This window comes from Variovorax gracilis (assembly GCF_030317115.1).
Classification (GTDB): domain Bacteria; phylum Pseudomonadota; class Gammaproteobacteria; order Burkholderiales; family Burkholderiaceae_C; genus Variovorax; species Variovorax gracilis.
The window spans coordinates 312,836-328,439 of record NZ_JASZYF010000005.1 but is presented as its reverse complement, the minus strand read 5'-3'; the positions used below and the strand labels follow the sequence as shown (position 1 = coordinate 328,439).

15 protein-coding genes are annotated in these 15,604 nt (G+C 64.7%); 6 read left to right on the top strand and 9 right to left on the bottom strand.

Features of this window, described 5'->3' with window-relative positions; all coding sequences use genetic code 11:
- Positions 1-10: 10 nt before the first annotated feature.
- The gene (locus QTH97_RS13385) at positions 11-403 is read left to right on the top strand and encodes an SRPBCC family protein (RefSeq protein ID WP_286568645.1); all 393 of its coding nucleotides are present in this window, start codon (positions 11-13) and stop codon (positions 401-403) included.
- A 107-nt stretch (positions 404-510) separates the two neighbouring features.
- Here the strand turns inward: QTH97_RS13385 and QTH97_RS13380 are convergent, their stop codons facing one another.
- Positions 511-1,128 carry an NAD(P)-dependent oxidoreductase gene (locus QTH97_RS13380; RefSeq protein WP_286568643.1) on the bottom strand — a complete coding sequence of 206 codons (618 nt, stop codon included), beginning with the start codon at positions 1,126-1,128 and terminating at the stop codon, positions 511-513.
- A gap of 146 nt (positions 1,129-1,274) precedes the next feature.
- Here QTH97_RS13380 and QTH97_RS13375 point away from each other — a divergent pair, with 146 nt between their 5' ends.
- The gene (locus tag QTH97_RS13375) at positions 1,275-2,249 is read left to right on the top strand and encodes a LysR family transcriptional regulator (protein WP_286568642.1); all 975 of its coding nucleotides are present in this window, start codon (positions 1,275-1,277) and stop codon (positions 2,247-2,249) included.
- Here QTH97_RS13375 and QTH97_RS13370 read toward each other — a convergent pair.
- The 4 genes from QTH97_RS13370 to dnaG all read right to left on the bottom strand — a co-directional run bounded on the left by QTH97_RS13370 (position 2,194) and on the right by dnaG (position 9,297).
- Positions 2,194-3,327, bottom strand: a complete 1,134-nt coding sequence (locus QTH97_RS13370; RefSeq protein ID WP_286568641.1) for an HPP family protein — start codon at positions 3,325-3,327, stop codon at positions 2,194-2,196. The two genes, QTH97_RS13375 and QTH97_RS13370, sit on opposite strands and share 56 nt — an antisense overlap.
- A gap of 5 nt (positions 3,328-3,332) precedes the next feature.
- Positions 3,333-4,571, bottom strand: coding sequence for a multidrug effflux MFS transporter (locus QTH97_RS13365; RefSeq protein ID WP_286568640.1), 1,239 nt, complete (start codon positions 4,569-4,571; stop codon positions 3,333-3,335).
- Positions 4,572-4,731: 160 nt separating this feature from the next.
- A complete protein-coding gene (rpoD, locus tag QTH97_RS13360) occupies positions 4,732-7,047 on the bottom strand; it encodes an RNA polymerase sigma factor RpoD (protein WP_286568639.1) in 2,316 nt (771 codons plus the stop codon).
- A 279-nt stretch (positions 7,048-7,326) separates the two neighbouring features.
- Positions 7,327-9,297 carry a DNA primase gene (dnaG, locus tag QTH97_RS13355; RefSeq protein WP_286568638.1) on the bottom strand — a complete coding sequence of 657 codons (1,971 nt, stop codon included), beginning with the start codon at positions 9,295-9,297 and terminating at the stop codon, positions 7,327-7,329.
- Between the two features lie 81 nt (positions 9,298-9,378).
- On the opposite strand from dnaG, the gene QTH97_RS13350 reads away from it, so the two are divergent.
- Positions 9,379-10,341 (top strand): YihY/virulence factor BrkB family protein, encoded by a 963-nt coding sequence (locus QTH97_RS13350; protein ID WP_286568637.1) that lies wholly within the window; start codon positions 9,379-9,381, stop codon positions 10,339-10,341.
- Here the strand turns inward: QTH97_RS13350 and QTH97_RS13345 are convergent.
- Together QTH97_RS13345 and QTH97_RS13340 are read right to left on the bottom strand one after the other, a co-directional pair.
- Complete coding sequence (locus QTH97_RS13345) at positions 10,289-11,047, bottom strand: 3-hydroxyacyl-CoA dehydrogenase (protein WP_286568733.1); 759 nt, start codon at positions 11,045-11,047, stop codon at positions 10,289-10,291. The two genes, QTH97_RS13350 and QTH97_RS13345, sit on opposite strands and share 53 nt — an antisense overlap.
- 279 nt (positions 11,048-11,326) lie before the next feature.
- Complete coding sequence (locus QTH97_RS13340; protein WP_286568636.1) at positions 11,327-11,884, bottom strand: phasin family protein; 558 nt, start codon at positions 11,882-11,884, stop codon at positions 11,327-11,329.
- 171 nt (positions 11,885-12,055) lie between these two features.
- Here QTH97_RS13340 and QTH97_RS13335 point away from each other — a divergent pair, with 171 nt between their 5' ends.
- Complete coding sequence (locus tag QTH97_RS13335; RefSeq protein WP_444813431.1) at positions 12,056-12,985, top strand: histone deacetylase family protein; 930 nt, start codon at positions 12,056-12,058, stop codon at positions 12,983-12,985.
- Complete coding sequence (locus QTH97_RS13330) at positions 12,982-13,428, top strand: acyl-CoA thioesterase (protein ID WP_286568634.1); 447 nt, start codon at positions 12,982-12,984, stop codon at positions 13,426-13,428. The genes QTH97_RS13335 and QTH97_RS13330 overlap by 4 nt, the downstream gene beginning before the upstream one ends.
- Before the next feature lie 61 nt (positions 13,429-13,489).
- Here QTH97_RS13330 and QTH97_RS13325 read toward each other — a convergent pair whose 3' ends face one another.
- A complete protein-coding gene (locus QTH97_RS13325; protein ID WP_286568633.1) occupies positions 13,490-13,897 on the bottom strand; it encodes a hypothetical protein in 408 nt (135 codons plus the stop codon).
- Between the two features lie 62 nt (positions 13,898-13,959).
- Positions 13,960-14,193, bottom strand: coding sequence for a CsbD family protein (locus QTH97_RS13320; protein WP_286568631.1), 234 nt, complete (start codon positions 14,191-14,193; stop codon positions 13,960-13,962).
- A gap of 182 nt (positions 14,194-14,375) precedes the next feature.
- On the opposite strand from QTH97_RS13320, the gene pncB reads away from it, so the two are divergent.
- Positions 14,376-15,593 carry a nicotinate phosphoribosyltransferase gene (pncB, locus tag QTH97_RS13315; RefSeq protein WP_286568630.1) on the top strand — a complete coding sequence of 406 codons (1,218 nt, stop codon included), beginning with the start codon at positions 14,376-14,378 and terminating at the stop codon, positions 15,591-15,593.
- Positions 15,594-15,604 lie beyond the last annotated feature (11 nt).

The window sequence follows — 15,604 nt, the reverse complement described above, 5'->3', positions numbered from 1 at the left end:
AGTGAAGACCATGGCGTCCATTCGACAGGAAATCCGGGTGGCGGCAAGCGCCGAGCACATCTGGGATGCTGTTCGCGATGTCGGCGAGATCCACCACCGGCTGGTGCCCGGCTTCGTGACCGACTGCAAGCTCGAAGGCGACGCGCGCATCGTCACCTTTGCCAACGGCCTGGTGGCGCGCGAGGTCATCGTCGATGTCGACGATGAGGCGCGGCGCGTGGCGTGGTCTGCGACCGGCGAGCGGCTAGCGCATCACAACGCGTCGCTGCAGGTGTTTGCCGAAGACGCTGGCCACAGCCAACTCGTCTGGATCGCCGATCTGCTGCCCAACCATATGAAGCAGCCCATCAGCGCCATGATCGAGCAGGGCATGCTCGCGATGAAGAAGACCCTGGAAAAATAGGCCACGGGCGCTGGGAGTCCGGAGATTCCGTGCAACCGGCTTGGCCGGTCAGCAGCATTGCCCCCTCGAGGGGGTGGGCGCCCACGAAGTGGGCAGCCTGGGATGCTTCAATACCCGACTGTGAAGCGCTGACGCGGGTGCTTCGGCGCTTCGATCTCGTCGGCCAGCGCGATTGCATAGTCCTCCATCGAGATCCAGCTCTTGCCGTTCGCGTCGCTGAGCAGGCTGTCGCCGCCGACCCGGAACTTGCCGGTGCGCTCGCCGGGTACGAAGAGGGCGGAAGGCGAGAGGAAGGTCCAGTCGAGTTCTTTCTCGGCGCGCAGCGCCTTGAGCATCTCGCGACCGGCCTGCGCTTCCGGCTTGTAGGCTTCGGGGAATTCGGGCGTGTCGAGCAGGGCCTTGCCCGGCGCGATTTCGAGACTCCCGGCACCGCCGACGATCAGCAGTCGCGGCACTCCGGCCTGCTTGGCAGCCGTGACAAGGGTGTCGGCGTTCGCTCCACCAGCGAAGCGGGTCGCGCTGATCACGGCGTCGTGGCCGCGAAGTACCGGAGCCAATGCGTCGACGGACGTCGAGTCGGCGGTTTCCAGCGTCAGGCCGGGGCGCGATTCGGCGCCTTCGATCTTGCGTGCGATGCCCGTGATGGTGTGGCCGCGCTGCAGCAGTTCATTGGCGATGCGGGATCCGGCGCGGCCGGTGATACCGAGGATGGCGATCTTGCTCATGGAGTTTTCCTTGCGATGAGTGTGTGAATGAAGCGCGCCGCGCTGCGAGGCGAGATTCGATGTCGTCAGGTCGGTGATCGTATGTTTCTTGATCCGATCGAAAAACACCGTAGCATGCAAATGTTTGTTGCTTGAATCGATCGAATATGGACCGTATCACCGCCGCCGAAGTGTTCGTCTGTATCGCTGAGCGTGCGAGCATGACGAGCGCCGCCGAAGCCCTCGATATGTCGCGCGCCATGGTCACGCGCTACCTCGCGCAGATGGAGCAATGGGCCGGGGCGAGGCTGCTGCACCGAACGACGCGGCGCCTGAGCCTGACCGAGGCGGGCGAGGAGACGCTGGCCCGGTGTCGACGCATGCTCGAAGTGGCCGGGGACATGGCCGTGACGATCGGTGGCGAAGCGGATGTGCCGCGCGGCCTGCTGCGCGTGGCTTGCGCGCAGTCGCTCGCGCAGGACGTACTGGCCCCGGCAGTTGCGGAATACCTCCGGCGCCACCCGCTGGCGGCGATCGACCTGCATATCGACTCGCGGCCCGTGAACCTCGTCGAGGAGCGGATCGACCTCGCCATCCGCATCACGAACGACCTCGACCCGAACCTGATCGCGCGGCCGCTGGGCCATTGCGCGTCGGTTGTCTGCGCTTCGCCGGCCTACCTGCAGGCCCACGGCACGCCGCGGAGCGTGCACGACCTCGCGACGCACAACTGCCTGACCTATTCGTACTTCGGCAAGAGCCTGTGGCAGTTCGACCGGGAGGGCGAGCGCATTGCGGTCCCAGTCAGCGGCACTCTCAGCGCCAACGAATCGCAGGTGTTGCTGGCAGCCGCCATCGAGGGCGCTGGCATCGCGATGCAGCCGGCCTATTCGGCGGGCGCGCCGATCGCGGACGGTCGCCTTGTGGCGCTGTTGCCCGGGGTCGTGCCGCTGGGACTGGGCGTGTACGGGCTCTACGGCTCGCGGAGGCAGATGCCGGCGTCCCTGCGCGTGCTGCTCGACTTCCTGGTGGAGCGATTTGCCGATGCGCGGCACTGGCCGGACGGCGTTGCCGCAGCGAAGGGCCTCAAGTCTCCGGCTCGGCCGCGCGATAGAGCGCGCGCACGAAATCGGACTGCGTGATCATTCCCGTGAGCCGCCGCTCGCCATCGATGATGGGGATGTGGTGGTGCCCGCCCTCGGAAAAGAGCGGCACCAGGTCGACCATGGGCCGGTCTTCGCTGGCCACCCGCACCTGGCGCGTCATGATCTGGCCGACGACCTCGGGCTTGCTCGACATCACGGTGCGCGTCGCGCGGATGAAGTCGCGCAGCCGGCCGCCCAGGCCCTCGTGATGCTGCAGGTCGATGTGCCGGAAGAAGTCGGCCTGGGTGACGATGCCGACCACGCGCCGGGTTCGATCGGTCACAGGCAGCGCCTTGATGCGCCGGTCGTGCATGAGGGCCCAGGCTTCCTGCAGCGGCGTACCGAATTCGACCGTCACCGGATCGCCCGACATGATGTCGACGCACCGCACCGTGCCCAGTCGGCGGTGCCATGACTCCATCTCGGTCTGCCGGATCAGCGACTCCAGGTCGTCGCGGCTGATGTCGAGCACCTGGTTGTAGCGCGCCAGCACTGCATCGATATCGGCCGAACTGAATCGTGCGTCTCCTGCGGGCTGGCGCTGCGCGATCTGGACGTGCGGGTAGCGCCGGCCCGTGAGGCTGTTGTAGAGCACCCCGGCGATCACCAGCAGAAGTGAATCGGTCAGCACCGGGGAGATGGCGAAGGGGAACTCCCGGGCGTGCGTCAGCACGGTCAGCAACGCCACCGCGCCCCCTGGCGGGTGCAGGCAACGCAGGGAAAACATGAGCCCGATGGCCAACGCGGTCGCAACCGCGCCGAGCCACCACGCATCAGGTAGCCACCGGGCGCATGCCACCCCGACCAGGGCAGCGAGCGTATTGCCGCCGATCACTGGCCAGGGTTGCGCCAGCGGGCTCGCCGGCAGCGCGAACACCAGGACCGCGCTGGCGCCCAGCGGCGCGATCAGCCAGTTGCCGCTGACCGATGGGCCCGCCAGGAGCTCGCAGATCAATGCCGTGAAAAGCAGGCCCACGGCGGCACCGGCAACAGCGCGCAGGCGTTCCCGGCCGTCGACGACGGTGGGGCCGGGAATCCAGGCGCGCGCGAAGGTCGTGAGAGTGTCGAACCGCATCGTCGTCAGGCCGCTTCGCCGGCGACCAGGCGCCCGATCTCGGGCCAGCGCCCGTGGAGCCAGACCCAGGCGACCAGGCCGATGCTCAGCATCAGGATGGAGGTGGCCGCCAGCGCCAGCGTCGAATGCATCACCAGCGGCGCGATCACGCCGGCGACGACGCCGTTGGCCGTCGAGCCGATCACCGCCTGCAGCGACGAGGCCATGCCGCGACGCTCGGGATGCAGGTCGAGCACGAGCAAGGTCACCACCGGCACCATCAGCGCCCAGCCGAAGGCGAACACGGCCAGCGGCCACAGCGCCCACGCGGCGTGAGGCGTGAAGAGGGCGTTAGCTACCACGTTGACGAGCGAGGTCGCCAGCATGATCACGAAGCCGTCTCGAATCTGCCGCTTCGGCGCGACCTTGCCAGCCATGCGCCCGCTCGCCCAGGCGCCGGCCATGATGCCGCCGATGGTCAGCAGGAAGAACCAGAAGAACTGAGTCGGCGCCAGCGCGAGGTGCTCACCCAGAAAGGCGGGCGCGGCCAGCACGTAGAGGAACATTCCGTTGAAGGGCACGCCGCTCGCCAGTGCGAGCAGCAGAAAGCGCGGGTCGGAGCACAGGTCCCAGTAACCGCGCATCAGGTGCCGCACCTCGAAGGGTTGGCGCTGGTCGCGGTGCAGCGTCTCGGGCAGAAGCTTGTAGTTGGCCGCGAACAGCACCACACCCACCGCCACGAGAAACCAGAAGATGCTGTGCCAGCCCAGATGCACGAAGAGAAAGCCGCCCACGATCGGTGCGATCGCAGGTGCAATGCCGAAGTAGATCGTGACCTGGCTCATCACCTTCTGCGCCTCGGCCGGCGGGAACATGTCGCGGATCACGGCACGAGAGACCACGATGCCGGCGCCGGTCGACAGGCCTTGCAGCGCGCGGAAGAGCACGAGTTGCCCGATGGTCTGCGACAGCGCGCAGCCCAGGGAGGCGATGGTGAAAACCGCGAGGCCCCACAGCACGACGGGCCTGCGGCCGAAGCTGTCCGACAGTGCGCCGTGGAACAGGTTCATGAAGGCAAACCCGAACAGGTAGGCCGAGAGCGTCTGCTGCATCTCGACCGGCGTGGCGCCGATCGACTGCGCGATTCCGGAAAACGCCGGGATATAGGTGTCGATGGAGAAGGGCCCGAGCATGCCCAGCACCGCCAGCAGCACGGCCAGCGCCCAGCGCGGGGCCAGCCAGAGTTTGTCGGCATCCGGGTTCATGCAGCTTCTCCTGTCTCCAATAAAAAGAGCGCCTCTCGGGCGCCCTTTGTGTTTTTTCCCCTTGCGGGAAACACCGCGGATCCGGCTTCGCCGGTCCGCAGATGTTGCCCCCTGCAAGGGGGTGCCCGAGCCACACGAAGTGGGCGAGGCTGGGGTGTGCTTACAGTGTATCGATGAAGCTGCGCAGCTTGTCAGACCGGCTCGGGTGCTTCAGCTTGCGCAGCGCCTTCGCTTCGATCTGGCGGATGCGCTCACGCGTCACGTCGAACTGCTTGCCGACTTCTTCCAGCGTGTGGTCGGTCGACATCTCGATACCGAAGCGCATGCGCAGCACCTTGGCTTCGCGCGGCGTGAGGCTGTCGAGGATGTCCTTGACCACGTCGCGCAGGCCGGCCTGCATCGCGGCCTCGATCGGGGCCGTGTTGCTGCTGTCCTCGATGAAGTCGCCCAGGTGCGAATCGTCGTCGTCGCCGATGGGGGTTTCCATCGAGATCGGCTCCTTCGCGATCTTCATGATCTTGCGGATCTTGTCTTCCGGGATCTCCATCTTCGCGGCCAGGATGCCGGCGTCGGGCTCGAAACCGAACTCCTGCAGATGCTGGCGGCTGATGCGGTTCATCTTGTTGATGGTCTCGATCATGTGCACCGGGATGCGGATGGTGCGCGCCTGGTCGGCGATCGAGCGGGTGATCGCCTGGCGGATCCACCACGTCGCGTAGGTCGAGAACTTGTAGCCGCGGCGGTATTCGAACTTGTCGACCGCCTTCATCAGGCCGATGTTGCCTTCCTGGATCAGGTCGAGGAACTGCAGGCCGCGGTTGGTGTACTTCTTGGCGATGGAGATCACGAGGCGCAGGTTGGCCTCGATCATTTCCTTCTTGGCGTCACGCGAAGACGATTCGCCTTCGTTCATGCGCTTGTTGATGTCCTTGAGCTCGGCGAGCGGCACCACCACGCGCGACTGGATGTCGGCAAGGCGCTGCTGCAGTTCCTGCACCGGCGGAATGTTGCGGGCGAGCACGGCGCTCCAGGGCTTGCCGGCGGCGGCCTGCTTCTCGACCCACTTGAGGTTGAGCAGGTTGGACGCGACGCGGTTGCCGTTCTTGTCGTAGCCGCTGAAGTCGCGGATGAACTCTTCCTGCGGGAAGCCGCACTTGTCCACGATGATGCGGCGCAGCTCGCGCTCCTTCTTGCGGACGTCGTCGACCTGCGTGCGCACCAGGTCGCACAGCTTCTCGATCGTGCGGGCCGTGAAGCGGATGGTCATCAGCTCTTCGGAAAGGGAGTGCTGGGCCTTCTGGTAGCCCGGCGTGCCGTAGCCTTCCTTGTCGTAGATCTTGTGGACCTTCTCGAACATCACGGCGATGCGGTCGAAGCGCTCGAGCGCGTCGCGCTTGAGTTCCTCGAGCTTCTTGGTCAGCGCCTTGGAGCCGCCCTTGCCGTCGTCGTCGTCTTCCTCGTCGAATTCGTCGAAGTCTTCCTCGGCCACGTAGTCGTCGGCCTCGTTCGGGTTCGAGAAGCCGTCGACGATGGTCGAGATCACGACCTTGCCTTCACGGATTTCCTGGCCGAGGCGCAGGATCTCGGCGATGGTGGCCGGCGAAGCCGAGATGGCTTCCATCATGGCCATCAGGCCGCCTTCGATGCGTTTGGCGATTTCGATTTCGCCTTCGCGCGTCAGCAACTCGACCGTGCCCATTTCGCGCATGTACATGCGCACGGGGTCGGTGGTGCGGCCGAATTCGCTGTCCACCGTGGAGAGTGCGGCTTCCGCTTCTTCCTCGGCTTCCTCGACCGTGGTGGCGGTCGGGGCGGTGTTGTTCAGCAGCAGAGTTTCCGCGTCCGGGGTCTGCTCGTAGACGGCCACGCCCATGTCGTTGAGCATGGTGACCACGACTTCCATGGTCTCGGCATCGACCAGCTTGTCGGGCAAGTGATCGGAAATTTCGCCGTGCGTCAGGTAGCCGCGGGTCTTGCCCAGCGTGATCAGGGTCTTCAGGCGCGAGCGGCGCTTTGCCAGGTCTTCTTCGGAGAGGACGGTCTCGTCCAGGCCGAATTCCTTCATCAAGGCGCGTTCCTTCGCCTTGCTGATCTTCATGCGCAGCGGCTTGACCTTTTCCTCGGTCGTCGTCGCGGCCGGTTCATCACCGACCAGTTCGTCTTCGATGTCCGACAGGTCGACGTCGCTCGAAGCGGCCTCGTTGCCGGCCTTGGGTTTGCGGCCGCGCTTGGCGCCTCCGGCTGCGGCGGGCGCACCGGCTGCTTTGGGAGGACGGCCTACCTTCTTGGCGGCGGGTTTCAGGGTTTCGTCGGCGGTGGTCGATTTCGTGGGCACGGTTTTCACTTTCGTTGCGGCGGACGCCTTGGACGCGGCGGCACCCGTCTTGGTTGCCGGCAGGGCGGCGACCTTGGACGGTTTCTTGACTGCAGCAGGCTTCTTGGCAGCGGACACGGCAGGCTTCTTTGAACTGGGCATACGACCTCAATACAACAAGATGGACCAAGCGGAATCACACGCGCCACAAACCCGGCGCAGGCAGGAGCACAAACACTGAGGCCAAGAGGACACAAGTCCTCGAAGAGCCGTCAAAAGGCAAGATGTCGGGCGAACATTTGGTGTGCAGTCCTTGCGGTGTATTGACCCGTTTCCCTTTGGGAAGTGCATTGCGCATGGGGTCGGCCCGGAGGTGCTGCTGTCGCTCTTGCCTGTTTTCGCGTCTAGCGAAGCCTTACATTATAGCGCGCTGCGTATTTTTCAAGCAGGGTTTGAGCTGGGATTGAGGCGATTACGCAACTCCAGGCGCCGAGCTTCGAGTGCCTTGTAGCGCTCCAGGGCGCGCGGATCGCTCCCCACGGCCGCGATCGCCTCGCTCTGCTGGACCTTGAGCAGGTCGTCCAGCATGTAGTCGAGCAGGTTGCGCAGTTCCCGGGCCGAGTCCGCCGCCTGATCGCCTTCGGCGTCGCCGATGGGGCCGCCGTCGGGTCCTGTCATCACGCGCAGGGCCAGCGCCTCGAAGGGCATGCCCCGCAGGCCTTCGCGCAGGGCAGCCCAGGGTTGCACCCCGTGCTCGTGCGATTGGCTGTCGAGCCAGGCGAAGAACTGGCCGTGTTCGCCGGGCAGGTCGCACAGCAGGGCGTGCAGTTCGTGGGAGAGGCGTTCCCATTCCGCCATGTTCGACAGGATCAGCCTCACAGCCACGTCGGGGCGGCTGGTCGGCAGCTTCCGGCCACCGGGTGGCGGGAGCGGAGGGGAAGGTTTGCGCCAGGACTTGAAACGCCGCTTCTCGGACGAAGACGAAGAGGAAGGGCGAGGAAATTCGTCGACCCATTCGACCCGCTCGCTCCGGTCATTCCAGTCGTTCCAGTCACTCTCGGAGCGCGATGGGGCCGAAGGAGGAGGCGCCGGGGCGCGGGGCGCGGCCGGGGCCCATAGCTCGCCCAGTTCCTGGCTGCTCAGCTGGACCAGGGTGGCGATTTCGCTCAGGAGCTGCCGCTTGAGCGCGCCCTCCGGCAGGGCGCTCCACAGCGGGCGAGCGTTGCTGGCCATGTGGGCGCGGCCTTCCGCGGCGCCGAGGTCGCAGCCGTCGCGGGCCGCCTCGATCATGAAGCGGCTGAGCGGCGTCGCCTCGTTGACGAAGCGCGCGAACGCGTCGGCTCCGAATTCGCGGATGAAGCTGTCCGGGTCGTGCTCGGACGGCAGGAACAGGAACTTGATGCTTCGTACGTCGGTGGCATAGGGCAGGGCGCCGTCGAGCGCCTTGCGCGCGGCGCGCCGGCCGGCGGCGTCGCCGTCGAAGCTGAAGACGACGGATTCGGTGAAGCGGAACAGCTTCTGGACGTGCTCCGGCGTGCAGGCGGTGCCCAGCGTCGCAACGGCGTTCGGGAAGCCCAGCTGCGCCAGCGCCACCACGTCCATGTAGCCCTCGGTCACCAGGGCATAGCCGCGATCGCGAAAGGCGGCTCGCGCCTCGTAGAGTCCGTAGAGTTCGCGCCCCTTGCTGAAGACCGGGGTCTCGGGCGAGTTGAGGTACTTGGGTTTCTCATCCCCCAGCACCCGTCCGCCGAAGCCGATGCACTCGCCCTTGACGTTGCGAATCGGAAACATCACCCGGTCCCGGAAGCGGTCGTAGCGCTTGCCGTCCCCGTTGTCGTCGGCCTCGCCGACGATCACCAGCCCGCTTTCCGCCAGCAGGGGATCGTCGTAGTCGGGAAACACGCTTGCCAGCGCGCGCCAGCCCGCAGGAGCGTAGCCAATGCCGAACTGGCGGGCAATTTCACCCGAGACGCCACGTCGCTTCAGGTAGCCGATGGCGCCCTGCGACTGGCGAAGGTGCTTCCGGTAGGCCTCGCCGGCCTTTTCCAGAACCTCGGAAAGCGTGGCCTGCTTCTGGCGCTGGCCGGCCGCGCGGGCGCGTTCCTCGGGCGAGGCGTCGTCCTCGGGCACCTGCATGCCGTACTGGCCGGCCAGGTCGTGCACGGCCTCGACAAAGCCCATGCCGGCGTGCTCCATCAGGAAGCCGATCGCATTCCCATGCACGCCGCAGCCGAAGCAGTGATAGAACTGCTTGGTCGGGCTGACCGAGAACGAGGGTGACTTCTCCCCATGGAATGGGCACAGGCCCATGAAATTGGCGCCCGCTTTCTTGAGCTGAACGTAGCGGCCGACGATTTCCACCACGTCGGCACGTGCGATCAGTTCCTGGATGAATGAAGCGGGGATGGTCATGGAGGCGGAGAGCGGCAGATGATACGCAAGCCATCAACACACCGCCGGCCGGCGGCATACTCGCCTTCCCGAAACGGACGCATGATTCGCCGAAACATCACACACGCAGTGCCTCTTCTGCGCCATCCGCTGAGATTCATGTGGGAGGCGCTCAAGGGCTTCAGGGCCAATCAGGGCCTGCTGCTCGCCGGCGCGGTCGCCTATTACGCGCTGCTGTCGATCGTGCCGCTGCTGATCGTGAGCGTGATCGCGCTCTCGCGCTTCATCGAGCAGGCGGCGCTCCTGCGCGCGGTTGGCCGCTATCTGGAATGGCTGCTGCCGGGGCAGTCGCGGGCGATCATCGCCGAGCTTTCGAACTTCCTCACCCATGCGGACGTGCTGGGCCCGGTGCTGCTGGTCACGATGATCTTCTTCAGCTCGCTCGCCTTCACGGTTCTCGAAAGCGCGATGGCGGTGATCTTTCACCACCGCAAGGCGGATCACTCGCGCCATTTCCTGATTTCCGTGGTGATGCCGTACATCTACATCCTGTGCCTGTGCATCGGCCTGTTGCTGGTCACGCTGGTGTCGGGTGCGCTACAGGTGATCGGGGAGGAAAGCATCGACCTCCTCGGCCGCAGTTGGTCGCTGTCCGGTGTATCGGGCGTCCTGCTGTACCTGCTCGGACTGGCCGGCGAGATCTTCATGCTGACCTCGCTCTATTTGGTGATGCCCGTCGGGCGGCTCCGCCTGCGCCATGCGCTGCTGGGAGGGGTGACCGCGGCGCTGCTGTGGGAAGTCACGCGCCGGGTGCTGGTGCTCTACTTTGCGACGCTGTCGCAGGTCAACGTGGTCTACGGGTCGCTGACGACTGCCATCGTCGTGCTGCTCAGCCTGGAGATCGCCGCCACGCTCGTGCTGTTCGGTGCCCAGGTGATCGCCCAGTACGAGCGCCTGGAGCGAACCGGCAGCGTGACCCCGCTGGACGACACCGAGGGGGCCCTCGGAAGCGTCAGCGTGGCGCCAGCCGAATCGCGCCGTCGAGTCGGATCACCTCGCCGTTGAGCATGTCGTTCTCGATGATGTGCCTTGCCAGCTTGGCGTAGTCCTCCGGCGTGCCGAGGCGCGACGGAAAAGGCACGCTCGCGGCCAGCGCATCCTGCACCTCCTGGGGCATGCCGAACAGCATCGGCGTGCCGAAGATGCCCGGCGCGATCGTCATGTTTCGAATGCCGCTACGCGCCAGGTCGCGTGCGATCGGCAGCGTCATCCCGACGACGCCACCCTTCGAGGCGCTGTACGCGGCCTGCCCGATCTGGCCGTCATAGGCCGCCACCGAAGCGGTCGAGATCAGCACCCCGCGCTCCCCGGTCGCCTCGGGCTCGTTCTTGCTCATCGCGTCTGCCGCGAGACGAATCATGTTGAAGCTGCCAATCAGATTCACGGTGACCGTCTTGCTGAACGCCGCCAGCGCATGCGGCCCCGTCTTCCCGACCGTCTTCTCGGCCGGCGCGATGCCTGCGCAATTGACCAGCCCCACCAACTTCCCCAGTTTCAGCGCTGCGGCCACGGCAGCTTGACCATCCGCCTCCTGGCTCACGTCGCACTTGACGAAAACGCCGCCAATCTCCTTGGCGACTGCCTCGCCCTTGTCGGCCTGCATGTCGGCAACGACCACCTTGCCGCCATTCGCCGCGAGCATCCGCGCCGTCCCCTCACCGAGCCCTGAAGCGCCGCCGGTGACGATGAAAACCTTGCCGTCGATCTGCATGAATAGTCTCCTGAACGATGTAAACACCGGATTATTCCCGGCATCCGTCCACCGGCCGGCGAAGCCAGGCCAGTTCGCGGAACACTGCTGCTCCGGCTCCGCCAGTCCGCCCGTGTTGTCCCCGGTCAGGGACCCGGCGAAGTGACACGAACGAAGTGAGCGCAGCCTGGGCGGGAGCCCAAAAAAAAGGCCCAGTCTGAAAGACTGGGCCCCTGGAATTGGATCCCGAAGGACCCAAGGAGACAATCATCGCCCGCTGAATGCGGGCTTGAAGTTGGATCAGCGCTTGCGCGTGGCGGTTTGAGCGGTGCTCTTGGCAGCGTTCACAGCCGTGGTCGACACAGCCTGGAAGTTGGCTTCGGCGACGTCGGAAGCTTGCTTGACGGCCTTTTGCACCGATTCGAAAGCGTTGTTGGCGGCAGCCACTGCGCTCTTCATCACGGCAACGGCGGTTTCCGAACCGGCGGGTGCGTTCTTGGCGGCGCTGTCGACCAGGCCGACGAAGGCTTGCTGGGCTTCAGCGGCCTTGACTTCGAAAGCCTTGGTGAATTCGGCACCGGTGCCTTGGGCGATGTCATACAGGTGACGGCTGTAGGCAGCGGTCTTTTCGGCCAGGGGCTGGTACAGGCTGGCTTGCAGCGCGAGCAGTTCTTGTGCGTCCTTGACGCTCAGCAGGGCTTGCGTCGTGCCGGCGGCTTCGGTCAGTGCGGCCTTGGAGGCGGTCACGTTCAGTTCGACGAGCTTTTCAACGCCTTCGAAAGCCTTGGTCGTCAGGCCGAACAGGGTTTCGAGGTTGGCTTTTTGAGCAGAAATCAGTTGGTCGGCGGTCAGGGCCATGAGGGAACTCCAGTTGAAAGAAAGGGGGATTCACATTGAGCTGCCCCTGAACTTTTGTTGCGGTGCAGCATGGCCTCAAGTATAGGCAGCTTCATTTTCAAAACAAGAATTTTCTGGTGCAGTGCAGCAATTTAGAACGTGCTTTCTAAATGGGCCCTGACAATGTTTCCGATGCGTGCGTTTTATTCCGGCCAATTCGTTCTGCCTCTCCCGACGGGTCATCGTTTCCCCACGGGACGCTACGTCTTGCTCCGCGATCAGCTCGAACGGCACTTGCCTCAAGTCCATATGTTCGAGGCCCCGCGGGCCAGCGATGGCGAATTGGCGCTGGCGCATACCCCGCAATGGATCGCGTGCATCAGCGACGGCAGCGTGAGCCCCGAGGCCATGCGCGAGATCGGCTTTCCATGGAGCGAGGCAATGGTCGAGCGCTCGCGCCGGTCCACGGGCGCCACCATTGCTGCCTGCCGCACGGCACTGATGGAAGGCGTATCGGCCAACATGGCCGGCGGCACCCACCACGCCAGCGCCGGGAAGGGAGGCGGCTTCTGCGTCTTCAATGACGCCGCGGTCGCCGCCAGGTTGATGCAGGCCGAACAGGGCCGGCGAGGGCGCACTCCCCTGGGCGTCGCCGTGATCGACCTGGACGTACACCAGGGCAATGGCACCGCCAGCATCTTCCGCAACGATCCCAGCGTGTTCACGCTGTCGATGCACGGCCAGAAGAACTTCCCGTTCCGCAAGGAAGCCAGTGACCTTGACGTCGAGTTGCCCGACGGCTGCGGCGACGACGACTACCTGGCCGCTCTCGAACAAGCGCTCGACGAATTGGACCGGCGGTTCACCCCTGGCCTGGTGATCTATCTCGCGGGCGCCGACCCCTTCGAGCGCGATCGTCTGGGCCGCCTCAAACTGAGCTTCGACGGGCTGGAAGCACGTGACCGGCGCGTTTTTGATTTCGCTTGGCAAAGGCGCATTCCCTTGGCCTTCGCCATGGCCGGTGGCTATGCGAGCGACATTGCCGAGACGGTGCAGGTCCAATTGGGCACCTTCAAGGTCGCCGTCGAATACTGGCGGCGCTGGCAAAATGCCGCGCCATGAGCGCCCGACCATCCCCCGAACTCCGCAGCAGCTACCGCGCCTTTCGCAGCATTCCCACGCGCTGGGCGGACAACGACATGTACGGGCATGTCAACAACGTCGTCTACTACGGTTGGTTCGACACCGCGGTGAACGCGCTGCTGATCGAGCGCGGCGCGTTGGACATCCATCACGGCACGACGATCGGTTTCGTCGTGGAGACACAGTGCAACTACTTCGCGCCTCTGGCGTTCCCGCAGACCGTGGAGGCGGGCATCCGGGTGGCGCATGCCGGCAGTTCCAGCGTGCGCTATGAGATCGCCCTGTTTGCCGAGGGCGCCGAGACGGCTGCGGCGCAAGGTCATTTCGTCCATGTCTATGTCGACAGGGCGACGCAGCGGCCGGTGAAATTGCCGGCCGCTCTGCAGGCCGTGGTCGACGACCTGGGTGGCCGGCGCGCATGAAAAAGGCGCCCGAAGGCGCCGTTGGCAATGGCTGGCCGGCCCCGGGGGCCGACGGGACCCATCAGCCCTTGGTCTTCATCGCCTTGATTTCGGCCTTGCCCTTGGCTTCGTCGGCCTTGGCTTGCTTCTCGCAGGCGTTCTTGGCATCGCCCTTCAGGTCGTCGCACTTTTCCTTGGCGACCTCGTAGGCGGCCTTCACCTGTTCTTCCTTCACGTTGCGAGCGTGGCTTTCGCTGGGCTTGTATTGCTGTTCGAGTTCGGCCTTGGCAACGTTTTCCTTGCCCTTGGCTTCCTTGTCGCAGACGTCCTTGGCGTTGTCCTTCAACGTGTCGCACTTCGCCTTGTCGACCTTGTAGTCGGCCTCGATCTTTTCCTTGGCGACCTTGTACTCGTCACTGGTCATCGCACTGGCCTGGCCCGCGATCAGGCAGGTGGACGCGATGGCGATCATGAGCAGATGTTTTTTCATGGCTTTTCCCTCTGGAGTTATGAAATCGGTTGTTCGGGTGGATGAATCGTTTCGACGTCGGATCAAACGCGTTCCATCCAGATGGCGGCAGGCGTGCGGCCGTCGCGGGTTTCCCAGTCGGCGACCTGCTTCTCCGCTTCGTCGCGGCTGATGCCGTGGCGTTCCTGGATGCGGCCGAGAAGCTGGTCGCGCTTGCCGGCGATGACGTCGAAGTCGTCGTCGGTGAGCTTGCCCCATTGCTCCTTGATCTTGCCCTTGAACTGTTTCCAGTTGCCTTCGACGGTGTCCTTGTTCATGACGTATCTCCTTCAGATCAGGTTTCGTCGCCGGCCTGAACTTGTGCTGGCCGGCGTGGACACACTGTCGCGTCAAGGCATTGGCCACACGGTAGGACGCCCAGGGAACGGGTCGTAGGCACATGCCGACGCAGCCCGTGATAATCGAACGCACATCGAACCCGGAGACAGCGTCCCGCACCATGATCATTCACAGCCTGCTCGATACCGACCTCTACAAGTTCACGATGATGCAGGTGGTGCTGCATCACTTTCCGGGCGCGCGCGTCGAGTACCGCTTCAAGTGCCGCAATCCCGGTATCGACCTGGCGCAGTTTGCCGGCCAGATCCGCGAAGAGGTGCGCCATCTCTGCTCGTTGCAATTCAAGGACCCGGAGCTGAGCTACCTGCGCACGATGCGTTTCATCAAGAGCGACTTCGTCGATTTCCTCGGCCTGTTCCGCCTCAACGAGAAGTACATCAACATCATCCCGAAAGCCTCCGGCGAACTCGAGATCCGCATCGAGGGGCCGTGGCTGCACACCATCCTGTTCGAGATCCCGGTGCTGGCGATCGTCAACGAGGTCTACTTTCGCAACACCCAGCCGAATCCGGATCTCGCCGAAGGCCGCCGACGGCTTGACACCAAGATCGTGCAGTTGCAGGACGGGGGTCTCGCCGACCTCAAGATCGCCGACTACGGCACGCGCCGCCGCTTCTCCAAGGACTGGCACGAAGAGGTGCTGCGCACGCTCGCCACGCGCCTTGGCGCGGTGGCCGCGCCCAACCAGCCGAATGTGTCGGGAAAGCTGCCGCAATTCGCGGGCACCAGCAACGTGCTGTATGCCATGAAGCTCGGATTGATCCCGCTGGGCACCATGGCACACGAGTACCTCCAGGCCTGCCAGGCGCTGGGCCCGCGGCTGCGCGACAGCCAGATCTTCGGCTTCGAGTCATGGGCGAGGGAATACCGAGGCGACCTCGGCATCGCCCTGTCGGACGTCTACGGCATGACGGCCTTCCTGCGCGACTTCGACCTGTACTTCTGCAAGCTGTTCGACGGAGCGCGCCATGACAGTGGCGACCCTTTCCAGTGGGGCGAGCGGATGCTGGCCCATTACATTGCGAACCGGGTCGATCCCAGGACCAAGACGCTGATCTTCAGCGACAGTCTCACCGTGCCCCGCACCATCGAGCTCTACCAGCAGTTCCGCGGACGCTGCCAGCTGGCGTTCGGCATCGGAACCAACCTCACGAACGACCTGGGTTACGAGCCGCTGCAGATCGTGATCAAGATGATCCGCTGCAATGACCAGCCGGTAGCCAAGCTGTCGGACACACCCTCCAAGAACATGTGTGAAGACGAAAGGTATCTGGCCTACCTGCGCCAGGTGTTCGAGATCGCCCAGCCTGTCGCATGACGGTCGGGCTT

Coding starts and splice junctions, on each gene's coding strand:
- QTH97_RS13380 (WP_286568643.1), bottom strand. CDS start 1,128: ATGAGCAAGATCGCCATCCTCGGTATCACCGGCCGCGCCGGATCCCGC.
- pncB (WP_286568630.1), top strand. CDS start 14,376: ATGATCATTCACAGCCTGCTCGATACCGACCTCTACAAGTTCACGATG.
- QTH97_RS13320 (WP_286568631.1), bottom strand. CDS start 14,193: ATGAACAAGGACACCGTCGAAGGCAACTGGAAACAGTTCAAGGGCAAG.
- QTH97_RS13325 (WP_286568633.1), bottom strand. CDS start 13,897: ATGAAAAAACATCTGCTCATGATCGCCATCGCGTCCACCTGCCTGATC.
- QTH97_RS13330 (WP_286568634.1), top strand. CDS start 12,982: ATGAGCGCCCGACCATCCCCCGAACTCCGCAGCAGCTACCGCGCCTTT.
- rpoD (WP_286568639.1), bottom strand. CDS start 7,047: ATGCCCAGTTCAAAGAAGCCTGCCGTGTCCGCTGCCAAGAAGCCTGCT.
- QTH97_RS13345 (WP_286568733.1), bottom strand. CDS start 11,047: ATGCAGATCGACGGCAAGGTTTTCATCGTCACCGGCGGCGCTTCAGGG.
- QTH97_RS13385 (WP_286568645.1), top strand. CDS start 11: ATGGCGTCCATTCGACAGGAAATCCGGGTGGCGGCAAGCGCCGAGCAC.
- QTH97_RS13340 (WP_286568636.1), bottom strand. CDS start 11,884: ATGGCCCTGACCGCCGACCAACTGATTTCTGCTCAAAAAGCCAACCTC.
- QTH97_RS13370 (WP_286568641.1), bottom strand. CDS start 3,327: ATGCGGTTCGACACTCTCACGACCTTCGCGCGCGCCTGGATTCCCGGC.
- QTH97_RS13375 (WP_286568642.1), top strand. CDS start 1,275: ATGGACCGTATCACCGCCGCCGAAGTGTTCGTCTGTATCGCTGAGCGT.
- QTH97_RS13350 (WP_286568637.1), top strand. CDS start 9,379: ATGATTCGCCGAAACATCACACACGCAGTGCCTCTTCTGCGCCATCCG.
- dnaG (WP_286568638.1), bottom strand. CDS start 9,297: ATGACCATCCCCGCTTCATTCATCCAGGAACTGATCGCACGTGCCGAC.
- QTH97_RS13365 (WP_286568640.1), bottom strand. CDS start 4,571: ATGAACCCGGATGCCGACAAACTCTGGCTGGCCCCGCGCTGGGCGCTG.
- QTH97_RS13335 (WP_444813431.1), top strand. CDS start 12,056: ATGCGTGCGTTTTATTCCGGCCAATTCGTTCTGCCTCTCCCGACGGGT.